General features: G+C 69.0%; 19 protein-coding genes and 2 pseudogenes. 9 read left to right on the top strand and 12 right to left on the bottom strand.

The genetic code is table 11. The features are described from left to right. Nucleotides 1–1,384 (top strand): aldehyde dehydrogenase family protein (locus tag ADL01_RS08360; protein WP_234354553.1); only part of this gene is annotated, 1,384 nt, incomplete at its 5' end. Between the two features lie 513 nt (nucleotides 1,385–1,897). Then, nucleotides 1,898–2,068, top strand: coding sequence for a DUF5670 family protein (locus tag ADL01_RS08355; protein ID WP_053741266.1), 171 nt, complete (start codon nucleotides 1,898–1,900; stop codon nucleotides 2,066–2,068). Between the two features lie 305 nt (nucleotides 2,069–2,373). Here the strand turns inward: ADL01_RS08355 and ADL01_RS44585 are convergent, their stop codons facing one another. Next, nucleotides 2,374–2,589 carry a hypothetical protein gene (locus tag ADL01_RS44585; RefSeq protein WP_159049482.1) on the bottom strand — a complete coding sequence of 72 codons (216 nt, stop codon included), beginning with the start codon at nucleotides 2,587–2,589 and terminating at the stop codon, nucleotides 2,374–2,376. Between the two features lie 605 nt (nucleotides 2,590–3,194). Here ADL01_RS44585 and ADL01_RS45895 point away from each other — a divergent pair. Next, entirely contained in the window at nucleotides 3,195–3,548 is a 354-nt protein-coding gene (locus tag ADL01_RS45895) for a hypothetical protein (protein ID WP_234354552.1), read from the top strand. A gap of 38 nt (nucleotides 3,549–3,586) precedes the next feature. Here ADL01_RS45895 and ADL01_RS08340 read toward each other — a convergent pair. Both ADL01_RS08340 and ADL01_RS08335 read right to left on the bottom strand, forming a co-directional pair. Next, nucleotides 3,587–4,918: pseudogene (locus ADL01_RS08340) on the bottom strand (TerD family protein); the annotation flags it as partial. 492 nt (nucleotides 4,919–5,410) lie between these two features. Then, the gene (locus ADL01_RS08335; protein ID WP_053741264.1) at nucleotides 5,411–5,665 is read right to left on the bottom strand and encodes a helix-turn-helix domain-containing protein; all 255 of its coding nucleotides are present in this window, start codon (nucleotides 5,663–5,665) and stop codon (nucleotides 5,411–5,413) included. Nucleotides 5,666–5,855: 190 nt separating this feature from the next. On the opposite strand from ADL01_RS08335, the gene ADL01_RS08330 reads away from it, so the two are divergent. Together ADL01_RS08330 and ADL01_RS08325 are read left to right on the top strand one after the other, a co-directional pair. Beyond that, on the top strand, nucleotides 5,856–6,617 hold the full coding sequence (locus ADL01_RS08330; protein WP_053741263.1) for a ZIP family metal transporter: 762 nt from the start codon (nucleotides 5,856–5,858) through the stop codon (nucleotides 6,615–6,617). A 332-nt stretch (nucleotides 6,618–6,949) separates the two neighbouring features. Continuing rightward, nucleotides 6,950–8,107, top strand: coding sequence for an FUSC family protein (locus ADL01_RS08325; RefSeq protein WP_053741269.1), 1,158 nt, complete (start codon nucleotides 6,950–6,952; stop codon nucleotides 8,105–8,107). A 66-nt stretch (nucleotides 8,108–8,173) separates the two neighbouring features. Here ADL01_RS08325 and ADL01_RS08320 read toward each other — a convergent pair whose 3' ends face one another. From ADL01_RS08320 to ADL01_RS08295, 7 genes and pseudogenes are all read right to left on the bottom strand, one after another. Further along, nucleotides 8,174–9,163 (bottom strand): magnesium and cobalt transport protein CorA, encoded by a 990-nt coding sequence (locus tag ADL01_RS08320; protein ID WP_053741268.1) that lies wholly within the window; start codon nucleotides 9,161–9,163, stop codon nucleotides 8,174–8,176. A 639-nt stretch (nucleotides 9,164–9,802) separates the two neighbouring features. Beyond that, nucleotides 9,803–10,081 (bottom strand): hypothetical protein, encoded by a 279-nt coding sequence (locus ADL01_RS44580; protein WP_159049481.1) that lies wholly within the window; start codon nucleotides 10,079–10,081, stop codon nucleotides 9,803–9,805. A 90-nt stretch (nucleotides 10,082–10,171) separates the two neighbouring features. Further along, a complete protein-coding gene (locus tag ADL01_RS08315; RefSeq protein WP_053741262.1) occupies nucleotides 10,172–10,438 on the bottom strand; it encodes a DUF4235 domain-containing protein in 267 nt (88 codons plus the stop codon). 2 nt (nucleotides 10,439–10,440) lie between these two features. Beyond that, nucleotides 10,441–10,902 carry a DUF3618 domain-containing protein gene (locus ADL01_RS08310; protein WP_053741261.1) on the bottom strand — a complete coding sequence of 154 codons (462 nt, stop codon included), beginning with the start codon at nucleotides 10,900–10,902 and terminating at the stop codon, nucleotides 10,441–10,443. Further along, nucleotides 10,899–11,318 carry a phage holin family protein gene (locus tag ADL01_RS08305; RefSeq protein WP_053741260.1) on the bottom strand — a complete coding sequence of 140 codons (420 nt, stop codon included), beginning with the start codon at nucleotides 11,316–11,318 and terminating at the stop codon, nucleotides 10,899–10,901. Before ADL01_RS08305 ends, ADL01_RS08310 begins: the two co-directional genes overlap by 4 nt. Nucleotides 11,319–11,464: 146 nt before the next feature. After that, nucleotides 11,465–12,010 (bottom strand): phosphatase PAP2 family protein, encoded by a 546-nt coding sequence (locus ADL01_RS08300; RefSeq protein WP_053741259.1) that lies wholly within the window; start codon nucleotides 12,008–12,010, stop codon nucleotides 11,465–11,467. A gap of 55 nt (nucleotides 12,011–12,065) precedes the next feature. Next, a pseudogene (locus tag ADL01_RS08295) lies at nucleotides 12,066–12,727 on the bottom strand (YihY/virulence factor BrkB family protein); the annotation flags it as partial. Between the two features lie 114 nt (nucleotides 12,728–12,841). Here ADL01_RS08295 and ADL01_RS08290 point away from each other — a divergent pair. The 3 genes from ADL01_RS08290 to ADL01_RS45885 all read left to right on the top strand — a co-directional run bounded on the left by ADL01_RS08290 (nucleotide 12,842) and on the right by ADL01_RS45885 (nucleotide 14,419). Then, a complete protein-coding gene (locus ADL01_RS08290) occupies nucleotides 12,842–13,123 on the top strand; it encodes a helix-turn-helix domain-containing protein (protein WP_053741258.1) in 282 nt (93 codons plus the stop codon). Between the two features lie 127 nt (nucleotides 13,124–13,250). Next, nucleotides 13,251–14,177, top strand: a complete 927-nt coding sequence (locus ADL01_RS45890) for a site-specific integrase (protein ID WP_234354551.1) — start codon at nucleotides 13,251–13,253, stop codon at nucleotides 14,175–14,177. Then, nucleotides 14,174–14,419 carry a hypothetical protein gene (locus ADL01_RS45885; RefSeq protein ID WP_234354550.1) on the top strand — a complete coding sequence of 82 codons (246 nt, stop codon included), beginning with the start codon at nucleotides 14,174–14,176 and terminating at the stop codon, nucleotides 14,417–14,419. Before ADL01_RS45890 ends, ADL01_RS45885 begins: the two co-directional genes overlap by 4 nt. Before the next feature lie 122 nt (nucleotides 14,420–14,541). Here the strand turns inward: ADL01_RS45885 and ADL01_RS08280 are convergent, their stop codons facing one another. Together ADL01_RS08280 and ADL01_RS08275 are read right to left on the bottom strand one after the other, a co-directional pair. Next, complete coding sequence (locus ADL01_RS08280; RefSeq protein ID WP_053741257.1) at nucleotides 14,542–16,071, bottom strand: helix-turn-helix domain-containing protein; 1,530 nt, start codon at nucleotides 16,069–16,071, stop codon at nucleotides 14,542–14,544. A 64-nt stretch (nucleotides 16,072–16,135) separates the two neighbouring features. Then, complete coding sequence (locus tag ADL01_RS08275; protein WP_053741256.1) at nucleotides 16,136–16,333, bottom strand: DUF4236 domain-containing protein; 198 nt, start codon at nucleotides 16,331–16,333, stop codon at nucleotides 16,136–16,138. Nucleotides 16,334–16,542: 209 nt separating this feature from the next. Between ADL01_RS08275 and acnA the strand changes: the two genes are divergently transcribed. Further along, the gene (acnA, locus tag ADL01_RS08270) at nucleotides 16,543–19,260 is read left to right on the top strand and encodes an aconitate hydratase AcnA (protein WP_053741267.1); all 2,718 of its coding nucleotides are present in this window, start codon (nucleotides 16,543–16,545) and stop codon (nucleotides 19,258–19,260) included. Nucleotides 19,261–19,441 lie beyond the last annotated feature (181 nt).

Below are 19,441 nucleotides of genomic sequence, written 5' to 3'. Positions count from 1 at the left end.
TCTGGAGCGCCGCGCCGACGACTTCGTCCGCGCGGAGGCGATCCATACAGGCAAGCCTCTGCATGTCACGGCGGCCGAGGAAATGGGCCCGATGATCGACCAGATCCGCTTCTTCGCGGGAGCCGCACGCTTCCTGGAGGGCAAGTCGGCGGGGGAGTACATCGCGGAGCACACCTCGTTCGTGCGCCGCGAGCCGCTGGGAGTATGTGCCCAGGTCACCCCATGGAACTACCCGCTGATGATGGCCGTGTGGAAGTTCGCGCCCGCTGTCGCGGCGGGTAACACGGTGGTACTGAAGCCCTCCGACACCACGCCTCTGACGACGTTGATGCTCGCCGAACTGGCCGCCGAGTTCCTGCCCGACGGCGTGTTCAACGTCGTCTGCGGCTCCCGGGAAACAGGACGCCGGCTCGTCAGGCATCCTGTGCCGGCCATGGTGTCGGTCACCGGCAGCGTCCGCGCCGGAACCGAGGTGGCCGGGACCGCTGCTGCCGATGTCAAACGCCTGCATTTGGAACTGGGCGGCAAAGCACCGGTCGTGGTGGCCGCCGATGCCGATCTGGCCCGGGCGGCCCAGGGCATCGCCCAGGCAGCCTTCTTCAACGCCGGACAGGACTGCGCCTCGGCCTGCCGGGTCATCGTGGACCAGTCCGTGCACGACGAGTTCGTGGCGGTGCTCACGCAGGAGGCCAAGGGTCTCACCACCGGAGCTCCCGACGACCCGACGGTCTTCTACGGCCCGCTGAACAGCGCCGCGCAGCTGTCCCGGGTCCAGGACCATCTCCGAAACCCTCCCTCGCACGCTCAGGTGGTCACCGGGGGCGAGGCCCTGCCGGGACAGGGGTACTTCCACCAGCCCACCGTGGTGACGGGTCTGCGGCAGGAGGACCGGGCCGTCCAGGAGGAGATCTTTGGGCCGGTCATCACCGTCCAGCCGTCCAGCGGTGACGAAGAAGCGATCCGCCTCGCCAACGGTGTGCGCTACGGTCTCGCGTCCTCGGTCTGGACGCGGGACCATCGACGCGCGATGACCACGGCCCGGAAGATCGATGCGGGCTGTGTCTGGATCAACTGTCACATCCCGGTCGCCGCCGAGATGCCGCACGGAGGGTTCAAGCACTCAGTCAGCCCGTCGTGTCTGCGCGAGACCAAGCCGTTGACGAAGTGCGTGATGCCGAAACACAGAGCGGACAGCAGCGCGAGCAGTTCACCCATGGTCACGATCCTGGGCCACTCGGTGGCCCCGGTCCGCCTCACCCACCGGGCAGGACGCACCGTCCCGGACGCAAACGCCCCGGTCGCACAGTCGGCATATGCGCTCGCCGTCACCGGGCCGCCGGTACAGCCCCGTCAGGAGCGCAATTCCCCAGCTGATTGCGGCTGATGCGTCGTTGCGGCCGCCGCCGGGGTCCGCCGTGAAGCCGTGGTCACCTGGACGGACGTTCTCCTCGGAGGTCGTGGTGGGACGCGGGTGTGAGAGGGGGAGAACCTCGCTCCTTGCGCACGGCGGTTGTCGCCACCCGAATAGGCGGTGGCCGCCCCACATGTCAGCCACCCGGGACTCTCCGAGATGAAGCCGACTGGGGACAGTGATGCGGATGCCTTCGACGGCACTCCCAGCATCGGCAGTTCACGCTCCGGGGCTGGGCCGCGGGATCAGTCGGCGACCGTGCCGATCAAAGAAGCGAGGCCCAGCGGGGCTGACTCTCCGGCCCTCTTCCCGGAAGGCGATGCATCGCCGCGATGCGCATCCCCAACGGTGCGGACAGCTTGGTCTGCGGCGGAGACGGCCACGGGCAGCCTGACGGCTGCCCCGTGCGACAGATAAGAAACACATAAATTTTCGGCGTGTACGGAGATCGAGCCGGGGCACACGGCGGGACGGAGGTAGATAACTATGGTTCCCCTGATACTGGTTCTGCTGCTCGCCCTGATCCTCTTCGGTGCCGGGTTCGCTCTCAAGGCCCTGTGGTGGATCGCCGTGATCGTCCTGGTGGTCTGGCTGGTCGGCTTCCTCGCCCGCTCCACCGGACCGAGCGGGACGCGTGGTCGCTGGTATCGCTGGTAAGACGCGTTGCCAGGACGCCAGGTACGGTTGGGGGTGCACTGATCACCGGTGCGCCCCCACCGCTGTGTCCGGGTATCTCTCACGTTCTGTCCACACGGCCGGCCGCATCGCCGATCTCCGTGAGGGTAGGCGTCCGGTCAGGTCCGGGGTCGGCACCTGTGCCGGCCAGGGAACCCCGGCACCTCAACAGGGACCGGCTCCGGGCCGTAGCCCTGGCGCGGCTCCAGTGGCGGACCGGCGCGATCTGTGGATGGTTATGTTCCCCAGGTGCTGGGAGTAGGGCTCCGCTCTCGCGGAGCCCTAGGTCAGTCCTGCCAGTCGAGTTGCTGTTCCGGGACCCCGACGGAGCGCCCGTAGTCCTGGGCTTCGCGACGGCCCTCGGGCCGGCGCTGTCGCGTGGCGGCCCGGTGCTGGAGATCCGCCCGTTGTCCGGGCGCCCAGGAATTCGTGCCACCGGAGAGATCAACGTGATCACCCGTTCCTCCTGGGAACAGGCCCTGGCCGATCTCGCGAGCGCCCACGGGGACGTCTCCTTCGTGGAACTGTCCGGCCTGCTGTTCATCGATGTGGGCGGCGCGGCGGCCCTGGCGGTCACCGCACAGCAACTGGCCACCGGCCGCATTGTCGTGGACCGTCCGCTGCCGGAACTGGAGCGCGTCCCCAACGTACCAGGGTCGGTTGTGGGACCGGTCCCCGCAGTCGGGGACCGTTGTAGGGACCGGCCTCGTAGCGTCCTGAGCAGGGGTTTCCCGGAGCGATCCGGTCCTGTCACCGTCCATGCCGGCTCTTGCACCGTCCCGCGAGGGACGGTCCCCGACGGACCGTCAGCGGGACGGTCCCCCTGACGGTGTGTCACGGGGACCGTCCCGCTGAGCTGTGCGGGGACCGGACCCTCGGAGGCCGGGGTCTGTTGCGGGGACCGGTCCCCGTCGAGGAGCCGAGGAAGGTCACCGAGCCGACGTCGGCAGCCACTGGACCGACGACGGCCGCGTCCACGAGACCCGCGACCTCAAGGGCCGCGCCGAGGGCGACACCCGCCCCGTCCCCGCCCACCCCGCACTCGTCGCCGTCCTCCGTGACTTGATCAAGCAGGACGGCCTCCAGCCCGGCGACCTGCTCTTCCCCGGTGAGAAGGGCGGACTGCTGGCCGGGATCGGTCTTCCGCCGAACCTGGAACAAGGCCCGCAAGGCGGTCCTGCCGGAGCACGAATACGAGTCCCCGGTCGGCAAGCGCGTCTACGACCTGCGCCACACCTGCCTGACCACCTGGCTCAACAACGGCATCCCACCCGCCCAGGTCGCCGAGTGGGCCGGCAACAGCGTCCCCGTCCTGCTCGCCACCTACGCCCGCTGCATCACAGTCCAGCTCGCCGAACTTCAGCAGCGCATCGAAGGACCCCAGCGACTGCCCACTGGGCGGCCCCCGAGCATGCCGGTTCCCAAGCCTGGTTCCTTGCCCGCGCCGCGTCGCCGGACCTGATCCAGAGACGCACGGACCTCCGCTCCGGCCACCATCGTTCAGTCGGCGATATCGACCCCGTATCCGCGTGCGAGGGCTTCGAGGCCGTGGTCGTAACCCTGGCCGATGGCACGCATGCGCCAGACCGGGCCTCTGCGGTAGATCTCCGCGAGCAGCATGGTGCGTTCGGTGGTGGCGGCGTCCAGGGTGGCGCGGGTGAGTGGCGCCCCGCTGTCGCCGGGTGCGGCGGCGATCTGGATCGCGCCGACCGTTCCGAAGGTGGCGGCGCCGTCAATGGCCGCGGCGACGACGACCTTGCGCGTCGCGGGTGGCAGGGACGCCAGGTTGAGGGTGATGGTCTGTTCGGCGGGGCCGCCGGTCAGCAGCCGCACTGTCCCGGCGGGGCTCTCGGGGGCTCCGTAGAAGATGAAGTCCTCGTCGAAGGTGACCTGTTCGTCCTCGTCGAGGAGGAAGGCGACGATGTCGATCTCGCAGTCGGTCTGCGGGGCCCAGCCGGCGGTGACATGCCACTCCGGCGCGGGCCTGCCGTGCGGCATGGGCAGATCGATGACGCCGCCTCTCGGCATCACGTGCGGCTCCCAGGGCCGGAGCGGAGCCGAAGCGCCCTGGTTCGCAGCGGTCGGAGCGGTGAGCCAGTGGAGGTCGTGCACAGGGAGACCAAGGGCGGTGATGCGACCCATACGCCGGTCGCCCTCCCCGTCCGGTAGGAGTACGACGTCGGTGACACTGGCGGACAGGTTGACCGCCGCGGACCCGCCCAGCTCGACGACACGGGTACGGGCCGCCGCGGCATCGACATGGACACCACCCAGCACCAGCACACGACGCGCCGCCAGCGGCTTGGCCAAGGTGTGGGCCGAGGGCACCGGTTGGCGCGGAGCGGCTACGGACACCCCGGGGGTGCCCGTGGGAAGGGCTGCTGGTTCCGGGACAGGCGTGGCAGAGCTTGTGGCGGACACCGGCTCCACGGGTCCGACGACCGGTTCTGCTTCCGGCTCAGCGACCGGGGCAACCACGACGGCCGTCGCCTCATGCGCTGCCCCCGGCCGTACGTCGGCCAGCAGCCGCAGGAAGGTGTGCTCGTCGATGACCGGCACGCTCTCGGCCAGTGCCCGTCGGGCCTTTGCCGAATCGGACGCCGGTTCGTTGGTGACCAGCGCGCTGGTGTGGCGGCTGACGGAGGACATCATGTTCAGTCCGGCGGCAACCGCCCGCCCGACCAGCTCCGCCCGGGCATGGGCGGTCTCCCCGGTGATCGCGACCTTCATCCCTTGACGGAGCGGCCCGTCGGGAGTCAGCTGTCCCGGATTGCGGTACGCGCAGGGCGTCTTCGGCGGCTTCGGCGTGAACTGCGATTCCGCCCGGGGCGGTACGGGTTCTCAAGTCCACATGGCTGGTCCTTGAAATTCCGGACCGGAGATCGTTTACCACCGTGACTGGGAACGCCTGCGCGGGCCCCCGTCCGCTCGATGGCAAGGGTGCCGTCCGTGGAGGGGAGGCGGGAGCGTTGCTCGCCAGCCTCGTGATGGCTGCGGCGAGTCAGACCAGGCTCTAGAGGGATCCCTGACGGTTAACCCAGACGCCACCCTGATCAGCGGTGTCAACGTCGCGGTGTCCGGCACCTACTCGTGCAACGGAGGCGGCACAGCGGACGGGTTGGTGCGCCTCAATCAGTTCAGTCTTCCGGGATGAACAGCGGCATGGCGACCGGCTCCTCCGAGGGCACCTGCGCCTGCATGCACGCATGACTGGACTGCCGCCGCGCACGCGACAGTCGTATACTCCCAGGTCGGCGGCGACACGTACGCGCGGGCCGGCTTCGACGCCCCGAACGGCTCATGCCAGGAGCTTCAGAGTCAAGCTCAGCTCGGCACAGCATCGTGCATGGCGTGGGTGGGATGCCGCCGGGATCCTTCGCGTACTTCCGTCTGCGGCAGAGCCAGAAGCTCGGCGAGTTCCTCAAGTTCTTCCTGCGTCGGGCGAATGGGCCCAGTGGCCCCGTCTTGGAGGAAGGCCCTGATGCGAGGGGTGCGGATGCCTGTGGCGTGGGCCACGGTTTCGGTACTCATGTGGCTTCGGTTCATCGCGTCTTGCAGCAGGTGGGCCAGATCGTGCATTGGTGACTCTCCTTGCCCGCGGGTGGGTCGGATCAGTGCCGGTGAGTGCCTGCCACGTGGGCTTGCCGGACCAGCGTCAGGTGCCGATCTATGTCGTCTTCCCTTTCTGCGCGGGTGTATGGCTCATCGCTGTTCGCACGGCGTGCCGGTTGCCCGTTGATCCACATCCATAGCGGGTAGACGGGTCGCCATGGCTGAAGTGGTAGAGGCTGGACTGTGGGGGCTGGTGGCGGGCTCGGCGCTGCTGCTCGGTGCTGCGCTGGGGTACGGGCTACGGATCCCGCAGAAGGTGATCGCGAGCGTGATGGCCTTCGGGGCCGGAGTGCTCATCTCGGCGGTGTCCTTCGAGCTGGTGGGAGAGGCGTACGACCAGGCGGGGCTTGCTCCCGCGATCGTCGGCACCCTCATCGGCGCCTTCGCCTACACCGGGGGCAACGTATGGCTGGCCCATCGGGGAGCGCGCCACCGTAAGCGCTCCGGTCACGAAAGGGCGGAGGCGCAGCCCTCGGAGTCCGAGCAGGGCGGGTCCGGGAGCGCGCTCGCGCTCGGCGCACTGCTCGACGGCGTGCCGGAGTCTGCGGTCATCGGCGTCAGCCTGCTGGATGGCGGCGCGGTGAGTTTGGTGACGGTGGCGGCGGTGTTCATCAGCAATGTTCCCGAAGGGCTTTCCAGTTCGGCGGGGATGAAGAAGGCCGGCCGCAGTCGGGGCTACGTCTTCGGTGTCTGGGCGGCGATCGCGGCGGCCAGCACGGTGTCGGCCGTTCTCGGTTACGCGGTGGTCGGTTCCTTCTCCCCCGCCGTGATCGCCGCGGTGACCGCGGTGGCGGCCGGGGCGATCCTCGCCATGGTCGCCGACACGATGATTCCCGAGGCGTTCAACGATGCCCACCTGGCTATTGGACTGATCACGGTGAGCGGCTTCCTCGTCTCCTTCGCTCTCTCCCGCACCTGACCGCTGGGCCTGGAAGCGGGTGGACCGTGCGTGGTGTTGTGTGTGGCTGATGGAGGACGAGTCCCGTCCGAGGCGCTGGCCGCCGTGCGCGCGGGGCGTTGCGAGAACGACCTTACGGAGAGGCGGTAACGGTGCCGCGAGACTGCCAGGGTCTGTGGGGGAACCGTTGTTGACAGAGGTCAGGACTTCAATCGGCTCCATAGCCCACGTCTGAACCGAAACGGCGGGTGAGGCGGCGTTGTCGTGTGGGCCGGTGCCGTTTGCCCTCGTCGTTCGCCGTGAAGGTGCTCACAGGGGCGCATCTGTCGTTGCTGGTGTGGCAGTTGCTGTCCATGGAGTGGACTGGTGGGGCAACAGGGGCGGTTCGGCGTCATGGCGGGGCTGCTGTGGGGGCGGTGCGGCGGGCGTGGACGGAACCGGGCCGTGAACGCGATCTGATGGTGCAGGCCGGCAAGGCGGCGCTGGCCGCCTGTGTGGCGTGGGCGGTGGCGGGCTGGTGGTTGCAGGCTCCTATGGCGTTCGTCGCTCCGTGGGTGGCAGTCGTGCTGGTGGAGTCGACGGTGTACCGGTCGCTCGCACACGGTCTGCAGCAGTTGGTGGCGATCGCGGTGGGCACCGTGGTGGCGACGGCCGTCGCGTTGGTGCTGCACAGCACGATGGCCACGATGGTTGTCGTGCTTCCGGCGGTGCTGCTGCTGGCGCAGTGGCAGCGCCTGGGCAGCCAGGGCATCTACGCCGCCACCGGCGCGTTGTTCGTGCTGACCGGCGGTCAGGTCTCTGTCGCTTCCTCGGGCGCACGCATCGCGGAGGCGGTCTTCGGAGCGGTGGTCGGCATCGCGGTCAACGCATTGATCCGGCCCCCGGTGTACCTGCGTGACACCCGTGCCGCTCTCCAGGACGCCGCCCGCGAGGCGCAGGAGATCCTGGAAGCGGTGGCCGAAGGGCTGGACGACGGTGAGTGGAACACTCAGGCGGCCGGGGAGTGGCACGAGCGCGCGCTGCGGCTGGGACGCCTGGTCGATCAGGCCCGCTCTGCGATCGGCTGGAGCCGCGAAAGCATGCGGGGCAATCACCGCGGGCACGGTACGGGTGCCGTCACCCCGCCCGGCAAGGCGTACGACGATGCGCTGGCCGTACTGGACCATGTCGCCGTGCACACCGCAGGCGTGACCCGCACCGTGCTGGAGACCGCGAACCACAACGACAAGGAAGCTCGCCCCGGCCCTCAGATCACCGGCGCCTACGCCGACTTCTTGCGCCACACCGCACGCGCGATCGGTCTCTACGGCCAGACCCGGTTCGCAGGCAGCGGCATTGAGCAGTCCGCCGACGGGGCTCTGCACGAGGCTGTCAAGGAGCTGCGCCGCAGCCTGGACGAGCTCCACCGGCGGCTGCCCGATGCCGTGGCAGACGATCCTGAGGCACTGGCGACGTACGGCGCGCTGCTTGCCCAGGCCCGCCGTCTGGCCGATCAGCTCGTCCCGAACTGACCGCTTTGAGGGCTGCGCCGGCGGTGGTGTCGCCTCACCACCGTCGGACTAGGCGGTGTCCGGCGTTCACAGCCAGCCGTTGCGGCGGAAGGTCCGGTGCAGCAGGGCGCAGGCGCCGGCCATCACGGCGATGGCTAGCGGGTATCCGTACGTCCAGCTCAGTTCCGGCATGTGGGCGAAGTTCATGCCGTAGATCCCGGCGACGAGGGTGGGGGTGGCCAGGATCGCGGCCCAGGCGGAGATGCGGCGCATGTCGTCGTTCTGCCAGGTTCCCACGCGCGCGAGGTGGGCGTCGAGGGCGGAGTTGAGCAGCTCGTCCAGGGAGCGCACCTCGGTGTCGGTGCGGTGCATGTGGTCGGCGATGTCGCGGAAGTACGGCAGCATCTCCTCGGGCCACCCCGCGTGGGGGCCGGCGAAGTCCTGCACCACCGGGACCAGGGGCTGGACGGCGTCACGGAATTCCAGGACCTCCCGTTTGAGGGAGTAGATGCCCTCCGTGAGGTCCTCGCGCTCCGGGGAAAACACGCTGCGCTCCAGCGCGGTCAGGTCGGTACGGACCTGCACGGCGGCCTCGGTGTAGGAGTCGACCACCGTGTCCAGGACGGCGTGCAGCACGGCAACGGGCCCCAACCGCAGCATCTGCGGATCCTCACCGAGCCGCCGGGCCGCCTCGACCGTGGGATCGGCCGGGCCATGACGGACGGTCAGGGCGAACCGGGGACCGGTGAAGACCATCACCTCGCCGGTCTCCACCTCGCAGCCGTCCTTGACATACCACAGCGTCTTCAGCGCCACCGCGAGCACGTCTCCGTACCGCTCTCGCTTGGGCCGCTGGTGAGCCTCGCCGGCATCCTCGACCGCCAGCGGATGCAGCCCCAGAGGGCCCGCCAGTTCTTCCAGATCGCCTGGGCCGGGGTCGTCGAGATGCACCCAGCAGAACTCGCCTTCCCCCACTCGCTTCAGGCTGTCCAGCACCGCCGTACGGCCACCGTCGACCTGTCGGCAGTCCACCTGCTCGGGCTCGCCCGGCGGCTCACGGTAGATGACACACCTCATACTTCCCGCCTGCACCGCCACGGCGATTACATGCCTGACGTCCACCGACAGCCAGCCGCCCGGTACGCCGTCTGCACCTGACAGCCACACTTCCTCCACGCCGCCCGGCTTTCCGTCTGGTCGAGCCGGGCTACCCGAACGGAACGCCATTCCGAGAGGAAATGTCGTGGTCTTCGCCGCCCTCCTGCTGCCCCCGGTCTGATGTGCCTTGTCCTGGCCCTGGGGCGCTATGAGGAATGGCTACTCGGGCAGACGGCGCCCCCGCAGCCGGCACGCCATGCCAGGACCAAGCGCCATTTGTCCCTCGTTCCGCGCTCAGGCTCCCAGGCGTATTCAGGCGACGAGTCCGGGCATCGGCGGGGCGCCGGCGCGGCATAACCGGGTGCTGCGGTGCGGGGCGACGGCTTTCCAAGGCTTCGGCTGCCCGGCGTCGGCCGGCAGCCAGGCGGTCCGCGATTCGACGCCGGGCGCGGAGCGGGACCGCCCGCACACCCCCCCAAGGGCGTTGCTCCCGCTGACGGACAAGAAACCGCGGCGGCCAGCTCTCTCGGCGAGTCGCCCGCTGCGGAGCACCCGTTCTAGGAACCATCGCTGTGGGACCTACGACGGGCGACGTCTTCACCCGCCGGGTGCTGCTGGTCAGTGGGGCGCGGTGTCGTCGGGGTGGCGGGGATAGAGCGATCGCAGCCGGTTCCAGTGCCGGCTGAGATGCTCTTCAGCCTCACGCAGCGCGTGGTCGGAGGCAGAGTCGGGCATCGCCGGGTGGAGTTCACCCGCCCGGTCGTCTCCGGCCGCCCCAGTTTTGTGGCGGTGGGCGCGGCCGGCACTGTGGCGGGAGCTCGCCCACCATCGAGCCAGCAACACTGCGGCGGTGACGGCCGCGGCGGTGAGAGCGGCCACTGAGCGGTGTGCGGTCACGGATTCCTCTCACCGTTGCGGGCCAGCTGGGAGTGCTACCTCCGGCGGTGCGCGGCACCCGGGAGGGCGGGGCGCCCGCCGACAGGTGGATCAGCCGGGCCAGGTCCCGGTCAGGCGGCGGGTGCCGGCGGCTCCTGCGCGGTCGACGGCGGCCTTGACCCCGGCGAAGATCGCGCCCTGCAGGGTTGCGGCGAGCAGGACCTCCTGCCAGGTGCGGTCCTCGTCGGTGGCGTCAGGGGCGTCCTCGTCATGGCCGAGCTTCTTCCACACCTGCTTGAACAGCCCGCCGGCCAGCACGCCGCTGAGCGCGCCGAGTGCCAGGCCGACCGGTTTGTAGGCGACTTTCGATGCCTTCACGGTTACCTCCTGCCACGGCGGCGCAGCAGCAGCCACGCGGCCAGCGCCACGCCGCCGGCCACGATCAGCACGGCGCGGTTGTCGCGGGCGACCTCGGCGCCCTGATGGGCCTTGGCGCGGACCGGTTCGGGTGCCTTGTCCTGCCACACCTGACCGGCCTGTCCGGCCTTGGCCTTCAGCTGGTCGGCGGCTGCGGTGGCCTTGTCCTTGACCGGGTCGGGCAGCTTGTCCTGCACCAGATGCGCAGCCTCGGCAGCCTTTACCTTGACCTGCCCGGTCAGCTCGGCAGCCTTGGCGCCCGTCTGCTCCTTGAGCGCGGTCGCCTTCTCCTGCGCGCGAGCCTTGACGTCCGTCCTGGCGGTCAGTTCCTCCACTGTCTCCCCCAGCTCCTGGCGGGTCTGCTCGACCTGCTCGCGCAACTGCTCGGGGCTGGCTGCGGTGGGCTCTTCGTGCGGCTGGGTCATCGCTGTGCACTCTCCTTGATCTCGGCCACATCGGCCTTGACGTTGTCGATGGTCTGCTGCGGCGCCGGCGGTGCCGCCTGGCTGACCTCCTTCTTGCCCGTCAGGGCCAAAACGGCGGTGATCACGCCGAGGACGGCGGTAACGATCAGGGCCGCGGCCCACACCGGCAGCGGAACAGCCAGCGCCGCGATGGCGGTGGCGACCAGAGCCTGCGCCGTCAGGAAGCCGACCAGACCGGCCCCGCCGAACAGGCCGCCGCCCTTGCCGTACCGCTTGCCCTTCTCCTTCATCTCCGCCTGCGCAAGCCGCATCTCCCCGCGTACCAGCTCCGTCAGCTGCTGGGACGCCCGCTGGACCAGATCGCCCACCGGCTCCTGCGAGCCGCTCGGGCCGCGGTGGGAATCCTGATTACTCATGATGGATTGCCGCCCTTCTCAGCTGCCGGTAGTAGTCCTTGCCCTGGATGGAGGCGTCGGCCCGTGGACCGAGGCATGGCAGTGCCCGGGTACCCGGAAGCGGACATACCATCCAGGGGACCTGCGGTTTCCGTGGCTTGTGGCTGTCACAGCAGCAAGCGCCGGGCCAGTCGGGGAGCACGATGTACCAGGGCGGCTGCGGCCAGACCGGTCGCGGTGCCGACGGCGACATCGGAGGGGTAGTGGGCGCCCGTGTGCACGCGTTCGGCGGCCACCATGACGGCCGGCACGGCACACACCGCGCCCGCCCACGGCCACACCATTGCCACTGAGGCGCTGAACGCCACACCCGCGGCGGTGTGCCCGGAGGGGAAGGACGAGGAGTCGGGACGGTCATGGACCTCCTGATGCGAGATCCATTCCTTCGGCGGCCGGCGCCGATGCCACATCTGCTTGAGGACACAGTTGGAGGCCAGTTCCGCGACGGCCATGCTCGCCAGGCCGGCGGTCGCGGCCCTGCGCCCCCGCCACCCGGTGGCGGACAGGGCCACAGCGCAACCCCACCACAGCTTGGTGTGCTCGGCACTCTCCTCCACCGCCGGCAGCACCCGGCGTACGCAGGTCGACGGCCACGACGCCGCCCACCACGTCAACCGGTGGTCACCCTCACGAAGATCCGCCAGCACTCTCATGACCTGCGACTTCCCGTCCTGAGCAGCGCCTAACTCGATGACCTCGGCAATTACCTCATTCGAGGCGGCGCCGGTCTTCCTCGCTCCACGTACGGGTGTCGCGGGGCGGGACATAGGGCTCTTCCTCCTCGGGCAGACCCCCGGCGACGGCGCGTTGGCGGGCCATCTCCGCGTCGAACTCCAGACCGAGCAGGATCGCGATGTTGCTGATCCACAGCCACACCAGGAAGACGATCACCCCGGCGAGGGTGCCGTAGGTCTTGTTGTAGGAGGCGAAGTTCGCCACGTGGAACGCGAACCCGCCGAGGCAATCACCCAGATCACCAGGGCCAGGAAACTGCCCGGGGTGACCCACCTGAAGCCGCGGCCCTTCACGTTCGGTGTCGTCCAGAGCAGAAGCGCGATCATGATCGTGACCAGCACGACCAGCACCGGCCACTTCGCGATCGACCACACCGTCAGCGCCGTGTCCCCGACACCCAGAGCAGCACCCGCCTGGCGGGCCAAGCCGCCGGTGAACACCACGATCAGTGCGCTGACCACCGCCAGGATGAGCAGCGCCACCGTCACCCCGAGACGGACGGGCAGCACCTTCCACACCGGGCGTCCCTCCGGCGTGTCATACACGGCGTTGGCGGTACGGATGAAGGCCGCGACGTAGCCGGATGCCGACCACACCGCCACCGCCAGGCCCACGATCGCCACGAGCGAGCCGATATCCCCGTGGTGACGACTCGTCCGCGCCGCTCCCTCGCAGGATCCCGAGGGAGAGGGGAACCCGGCCCTCTCCTCCCGCTCGGGGCCCTCGCTCGTATCTCGCAGAAAGTTCTCATGCCCGTGCACTCTCAGCTCGCCTCTGCCGCGGCCTTCCTGACTGTCAAGGACGCCGCCGAATACCTCGGCCTCTCACCTCACACGCTCTACGTCTGGCGGCACAGGCGGCAGGGCCCGCCGAGCTTCCGGATGGGTCCTCGCGGCCGTGTCATGTACCGATGCGAAGCCCTCGACAGCTGGATCCGCGAACAGGAGCAGGCCGACTCCCGCTCCAACACGGCGCTGAGCCCACTGAGTACCGCACCCCAGCAGCAGGGCGCCTGCATCCCAGGCACCTGACGCCCTCGCGTCCTAGAGCGCCGCATCTGCCTCCTTCTTCAAGGAGCTCCACCTGGCCGGCTACACAGAAGACCGATGGCTCAAGAAGCGACCCAACATCAAGACCGGTAAACGCGAGCGCACGGCCATGTACGGCAAGTGCACCCGCTACCGCGTCAAGGGCATCCCCGCTGTCAAGGACCGGTCCTTCGACGCACTCCAGGATGCCAAGACCTGGCTCGCCCAGGCCCAGACCGACGCCCGCCGAGGCGAGTTCGTCGATCCACGCGACGGAGCCATCTCCCTCAAGGACTACATCGCGACCCACTGGTGGCCCACCCAGAGCGGCGACCCGTCCACTCTCGAGCGCATCGAGCAGCGGGTCCGTCGGCACATCGTCCCGCACCTCGGTGCGCTGCCGCTGACCAGCGTCGGAACGGGGGCGTTGCGGGGCTGGAAGAAGCGGCTGGAGAAGGACCTCGGCCCTACGTCGATCCGTCTCGTCTGGGCGACGCTGTCGGGCGTGCTCCAGGCCGCCGTCGAAGACCGCAGTCTCGCACGCAACCCCTGTCGCGCAAGCACGGTCCGCCCTCCGGCAGCCGCGCCCGGCAGGGTCGAGGCGTGGCCGCCCGACCGGGTCCTGGCGGTCCGGGCAAGTCTGTCCGAGCGCTATCGCGTCCTCGTCGAGATCGGAGCCGGCCTCGGACTCCGGCAGGGAGAGGCGTTCGGCCTGTCCATTGAGGACGTCGACTTCGACACGGAAGTCGTCCACGTCCGGCGCCAGATCAAGATGGTGCGGACGAAGCTGTGCTTCGCGCTCCCCAAGGGCCGCGGTCCGCGACGTGCCCCTGCCCTCAAGCGTGGCCAAGGCCATACGACAGCACATGGAGGTCTTCGAACCCGTGCCGGTCACGATGGCGTGGGACGACCCGCGCCCGGCCGAGACGCCGGTGGAGGCCAAGCACCGGCGGCCGAGGACGTACAACCTCCTGGTGCGGGCGCGAACGCAAGGCGATCAACCGGAACTTCTTCAACTCCTACGTCTGGAAGCCGGCCCTGGACGGGGCTGGCGTGATCGCCACGCTGGAGGAGAGCGCCCTGGACGGGGCCCGAGTATGGGAGCCGTCCCGAGAACACGGCTACCATGCGCTCCGCCACTTCTACGCCTCCGAGCAACTGGAGGCCGGCGAGTCGGTCGTGTCCCCGGCCCGGTGGCTCGGCCACTCGGACCCCGGGTTCACGCTGCGGAAGTACGCGCCCTTCCTGCCCCGCGCCGGTGCGCGCGGCAGCACCGCCATCGACGCGGTCTTCGCGTAGCCCGGCCGACCGGCAGAAGCCCGGTCCTGGCCCAAAGTCCCAGAGAAGTCCCACAGATGCCGCCGCACTCCTCCCTGTGCCGCATTCATACAGGTCAGACAGGGTGCGGCGGCATCGTCCGTTCAGATGTCCCGGAAGATCTCGATCTGCGCCCCCACCGAGTTCAGCCGCTCCGCCAGATCCTCGTACCCCCGGTTGATGACGTACACGTTGCGCAGTACGGACGTGCCCTCCGCCGACATCATCGCCAGCAGGACCACCACCGCCGGGCGCAGCGCGGGCGGGCACATCATCTCGGCCGCTCGCCAGCGGGTCGGGCCCTCGACCAGTACCCGGTGCGGGTCGAGAAGCTGGAGGCGTCCGCCGAGGCGGTTCAGGTCGGTCAGGTAGATCGCGCGGTTGTCGTAGACCCAGTCGTGGATGAGCGTCTGGCCCTGGGCGGAGGCCGCGATGGCCGCGAAGAACGGCACGTTGTCGATGTTCAGGCCCGGGAACGGCATCGGGTGGATCTTGTCGATCGGCGCCTCCAACTTGGAGGGCCGGACGGTCAGGTCGACCAGTCGCGTACGGCCGTTGTCCGCGAAGTACTCCGGCGTACGGTCGTGATCGAGTCCCATCTCCTCCAGGACCGCCAGCTCGATCTCCAGGAACTCGATCGGCACCCGGCGCACGGTCAGCTCGGACTCCGTGACGACCGCCGCCGTCAGCAGGCTCATCGCCTCGACCGGGTCCTCGGAGGGTGAGTAGTCCACGTCGACGTCGATGGTCGGTACGCCGTGCACGGTGAGCGTCGTCGTGCCGACGCCCTCGATCCGTACGCCCAGCGCCTCCAGGAAGAAGCACAGGTCCTGGACCATGTAGTTGGAGGACGCGTTGCGGATGACGGTCGTACCGTCGTGCCGGGCGGCGGCGAGCAGCGCGTTCTCGGTGACGGTGTCGCCGCGCTCGGTCAGCACGATCGGGCGCCCGGGGGAGACGGAACGGTCGACGCGGGCGTGGTAGAGCCCCTCCGTCGCCGCGATGTCGAGCCCGAACCGGCGCAGCGCGATCATGTGCGGCTCGATGGTCCTGGTGCCGAGGTCGCAGCCGCCCGCGTACGGCAGCCGGAAGCTGTCCATGCGGTGCAGCAGGGGGCCGAGGAACATGATGATCGAGCGGGTCCGGCGGGCGGCCTGGGCGTCGATGGCCGCCATGTCCAGCTCGGCCGGCGGCACGATCTCCAGGTCCACGCCGTCGTTGATCCACCGCGTCCGTACGCCGATCGAGTTGAGCACCTCCATCAGGCGGTACACCTCTTCGATGCGGGCGACCCGGCGCAGCACCGTGCGCCCCTTGTTGAGGAGCGAGGCGCACAGCAGGGCGACACAGGCGTTCTTGCTGGTCTTGACGTCGATGGCGCCGGACAGCCGACGACCGCCGACCACGCGCAGGTGCATCGGTCCCGCGTATCCCAGCGAGACGATCTCGCTGTCGAGGGCTTCACCGATTCGAGCGATCATCTCAAGGCTGATGTTCTGATTGCCGCGCTCGATGCGGTTGACCGCGCTCTGGCTGGTGCCGAGCGCCTCGGCGAGCTGTGTCTGTGTCCAGCCTCGGTGCTGGCGGGCGTCACGGATGAGCTTGCCGATACGTACGAGGTAGTCGTCTGCCATGAGGTCGAGGTTATCTCAGATATGAGATGGCGCCTTCTGGGAACTCCGTGCGGGTGACGTACCGTCAGCGGCGCTTGGCGGAACGGGTGCGGCGCCACCCGAAGGGTCCCGGCAGATCCATCGACGTCGTACGGCGCCCCGTACTGCTGTGCGTGTGGCGCGGCCCGTGGGCGCCGCCGGTCGTGATCGACCAGGAGCCCTTGTTGATGTTCAGGCGCACGCCGGGAAGGATCCGGAAGCTCTTGCGGAAGGTGAGAGGCATAGAGGTCGGTTACCCCGGATCGGCGCGGTGATGGCCACATCACACCGCGGCCGGGCATGACCATTCGCCACCCATGCACTAGAGTTATCTCGACATCGAGATATCTGTGCCACTAAGGCTTGCCTAACTTAGCCTGACCTTACCGGATCGGCCAAGTCGTCCTGGCGGCAGGATGCGGTGGAACGCGCACATCAATGAAGGAGACTGTCGTGTCGGCGAACAGCTTCGACGCCCGTAGCACGCTCAGCGTGGGCGACGAGTCGTACGAGATCTTCCGGCTGGACAAGGTGGAAGGCTCGGCTCGCCTTCCGTACAGCCTGAAGGTGCTGCTGGAGAACCTGCTCCGCACCGAGGACGGCGCGAACATCACCGCCGACCACATCCGGGCCGTCGGCGGCTGGGACTCGCAGGCGCAGCCCAGCCAGGAGATCCAGTTCACGCCGGCGCGCGTGATCATGCAGGACTTCACCGGCGTGCCCTGTGTCGTGGACCTCGCCACCATGCGTGAGGCCGTCAAGGCGCTCGGCGGTGACCCGGCGAAGATCAACCCGCTCTCTCCGGCCGAGATGGTCATCGACCACTCCGTGATCGCCGACAAGTTCGGCACCAACGAGGCCTTCGCGCAGAACGTCGAGCTGGAGTACGGCCGCAACAAGGAGCGCTACCAGTTCCTGCGCTGGGGCCAGACCGCGTTCGACGACTTCAAGGTCGTCCCGCCCGGCACCGGCATCGTCCACCAGGTCAACATCGAGCACCTCGCCCGTACGGTCATGGTCCGCAACGGTCAGGCGTACCCCGACACCCTGGTCGGCACCGACTCCCACACCACCATGGTCAACGGCCTCGGTGTGCTCGGCTGGGGCGTCGGCGGTATCGAGGCCGAGGCCGCGATGCTGGGCCAGCCCGTCTCGATGCTCATCCCGCGCGTCGTCGGCTTCAAGCTCACCGGTGAGCTGACGCCCGGCACCACCGCCACCGACCTCGTGCTGACCATCACGGAGATGCTCCGCAAGCACGGTGTCGTCGGCAAGTTCGTCGAGTTCTACGGCGAGGGCGTGGCCGCCACCTCCCTCGCGAACCGCGCCACCATCGGCAACATGTCGCCGGAGTTCGGTTCCACCGCCGCGATCTTCCCGATCGACGGCGAGACCATCAAGTACCTCAAGCTCACCGGCCGCCCCGAGCAGCAACTCGCCCTCGTCGAGGCGTACGCCAAGGAGCAGGGCCTCTGGCTCGACCCGGCCGCCGAGCCCGACTTCTCCGAGAAGCTGGAGCTCGACCTCTCGACGGTCGTCCCCTCCATCGCCGGCCCGAAGCGCCCGCAGGACCGCATCGTCCTCGCGAACGCCGCCGAGCAGTTCAAGGTCGACGTCCGCAACTACGTCGACTCGGTGGACGAGGCCGGCCAGGAGTCCTTCCCGGCCTCCGACTCCCCGGCCATCGCGCCGAACGGCGCCCCGTCCAACCCGGTCACCGTGACCGCCCCCGACGGCTCGACGTACGAGATCGACCACGGCGCGGTGACGGTCGCGGCCATCACCTCCTGCACCAACACCTCGAACCCGTACGTCATGGTGGCCGCCGCGCTCGTCGCGAAGAAGGCCGTGGAGAAGGGCCTGACCCGCAAGCCGTGGGTCAAGACCACCCTCGCCCCGGGCTCCAAGGTCGTCACCGACTACTTCGACAAGGCGGGGCTCACCCCCTACCTCGACAAGGTCGGCTTCAACCTCGTCGGCTACGGCTGCACCACCTGCATCGGCAACTCCGGCCCGCTGCCGGACGAGGTCTCCAAGGCCGTCAACGACCACGACCTGGCCGTCACCGCGGTGCTCTCCGGCAACCGCAACTTCGAGGGCCGGATCAACCCCGACGTCAAGATGAACTACCTGGCGTCCCCGCCGCTGGTCGTCGCGTACGCCCTCGCGGGTTCCATGAAGGTGGACATCACGCGCGACGCGCTCGGTGTGGACCAGGAGGGCAAGCCGGTCTTCCTGGCCGACATCTGGCCCTCCGAGGCCGAGGTCAACGACGTCGTGGCGAACGCCATCGGCGAGGACATGTTCTCCAAGTCCTACTCCGACGTCTTCGCGGGCGACGCCCAGTGGCAGGCCCTGTCGATCCCCGAGGGCAACACCTTCGAGTGGGACCCGCAGTCGACGTACGTCCGCAAGCCCCCGTACTTCGAGGGCATGACGATGGAGACCACCCCGGTCTCGGACATCGCCGGCGCCCGCGTCCTCGCCAAGCTCGGCGACTCGGTCACCACCGACCACATCTCCCCGGCCGGCGCGATCAAGGCCGACACCCCCGGTGGCAAGTACCTCACGGAGCACGGCGTCGAGCGCCGTGACTTCAACTCGTACGGTTCCCGCCGTGGCAACCACGAGGTGATGATCCGCGGTACGTTCGCCAACATCCGCCTGCGCAACCAGATCGCGCCGGGCACCGAGGGCGGCTACACCCGCGACTTCACCGTCGAGGGCGCGCCCGTGGCGTTCATCTACGACGCCTCGCGCAACTACATCGAGCAGGGCATCCCGCTGGTCATCCTGGCCGGCAAGGAGTACGGCTCCGGCTCGTCCCGCGACTGGGCCGCCAAGGGCACCGCGCTCCTCGGCGTCAAGGCCGTCATCGCCGAGTCGTACGAGCGCATCCACCGCTCGAACCTCATCGGCATGGGCGTGCTCCCGCTCCAGTACCCGGAGGGCGCCAGCGCCGCGTCCCTCGGCCTCACCGGCGAGGAGACCTTCTCCTTCACCGGCGTCGAGGAGCTGAACAACGGCACCACCCCGCGCACGGTCAAGGTGACCACCGACACGGGCGTCGAGTTCGACGCGGTCGTCCGCATCGACACCCCCGGTGAGGCCGACTACTACCGCAACGGCGGCATCATGCAGTACGTGCTGCGCAACCTGATCCGCAAGTAAGCGGCTCGGTAAGGCGGTTGAGGGCCGCATCCCCGGTGGCGGGGGTGCGGCCCTGTGCTGTGTGCGACGCACCCGGTCCGCGTGGGCGGCGCACCGCGACCGTGGGAGCCGTGCGTCAGGCGTTTACATCTTCACCTTGTGGCGCTAGCTTCGACAAGGAGTGAGGTGGGAGCGCTCCCAC

The organism is Streptomyces sp. NRRL WC-3618 (genome assembly GCF_001280005.1).
Taxonomy (GTDB): domain Bacteria; phylum Actinomycetota; class Actinomycetes; order Streptomycetales; family Streptomycetaceae; genus Streptomyces.
This window is presented reverse-complemented; position numbering and strand designations above follow the sequence as displayed.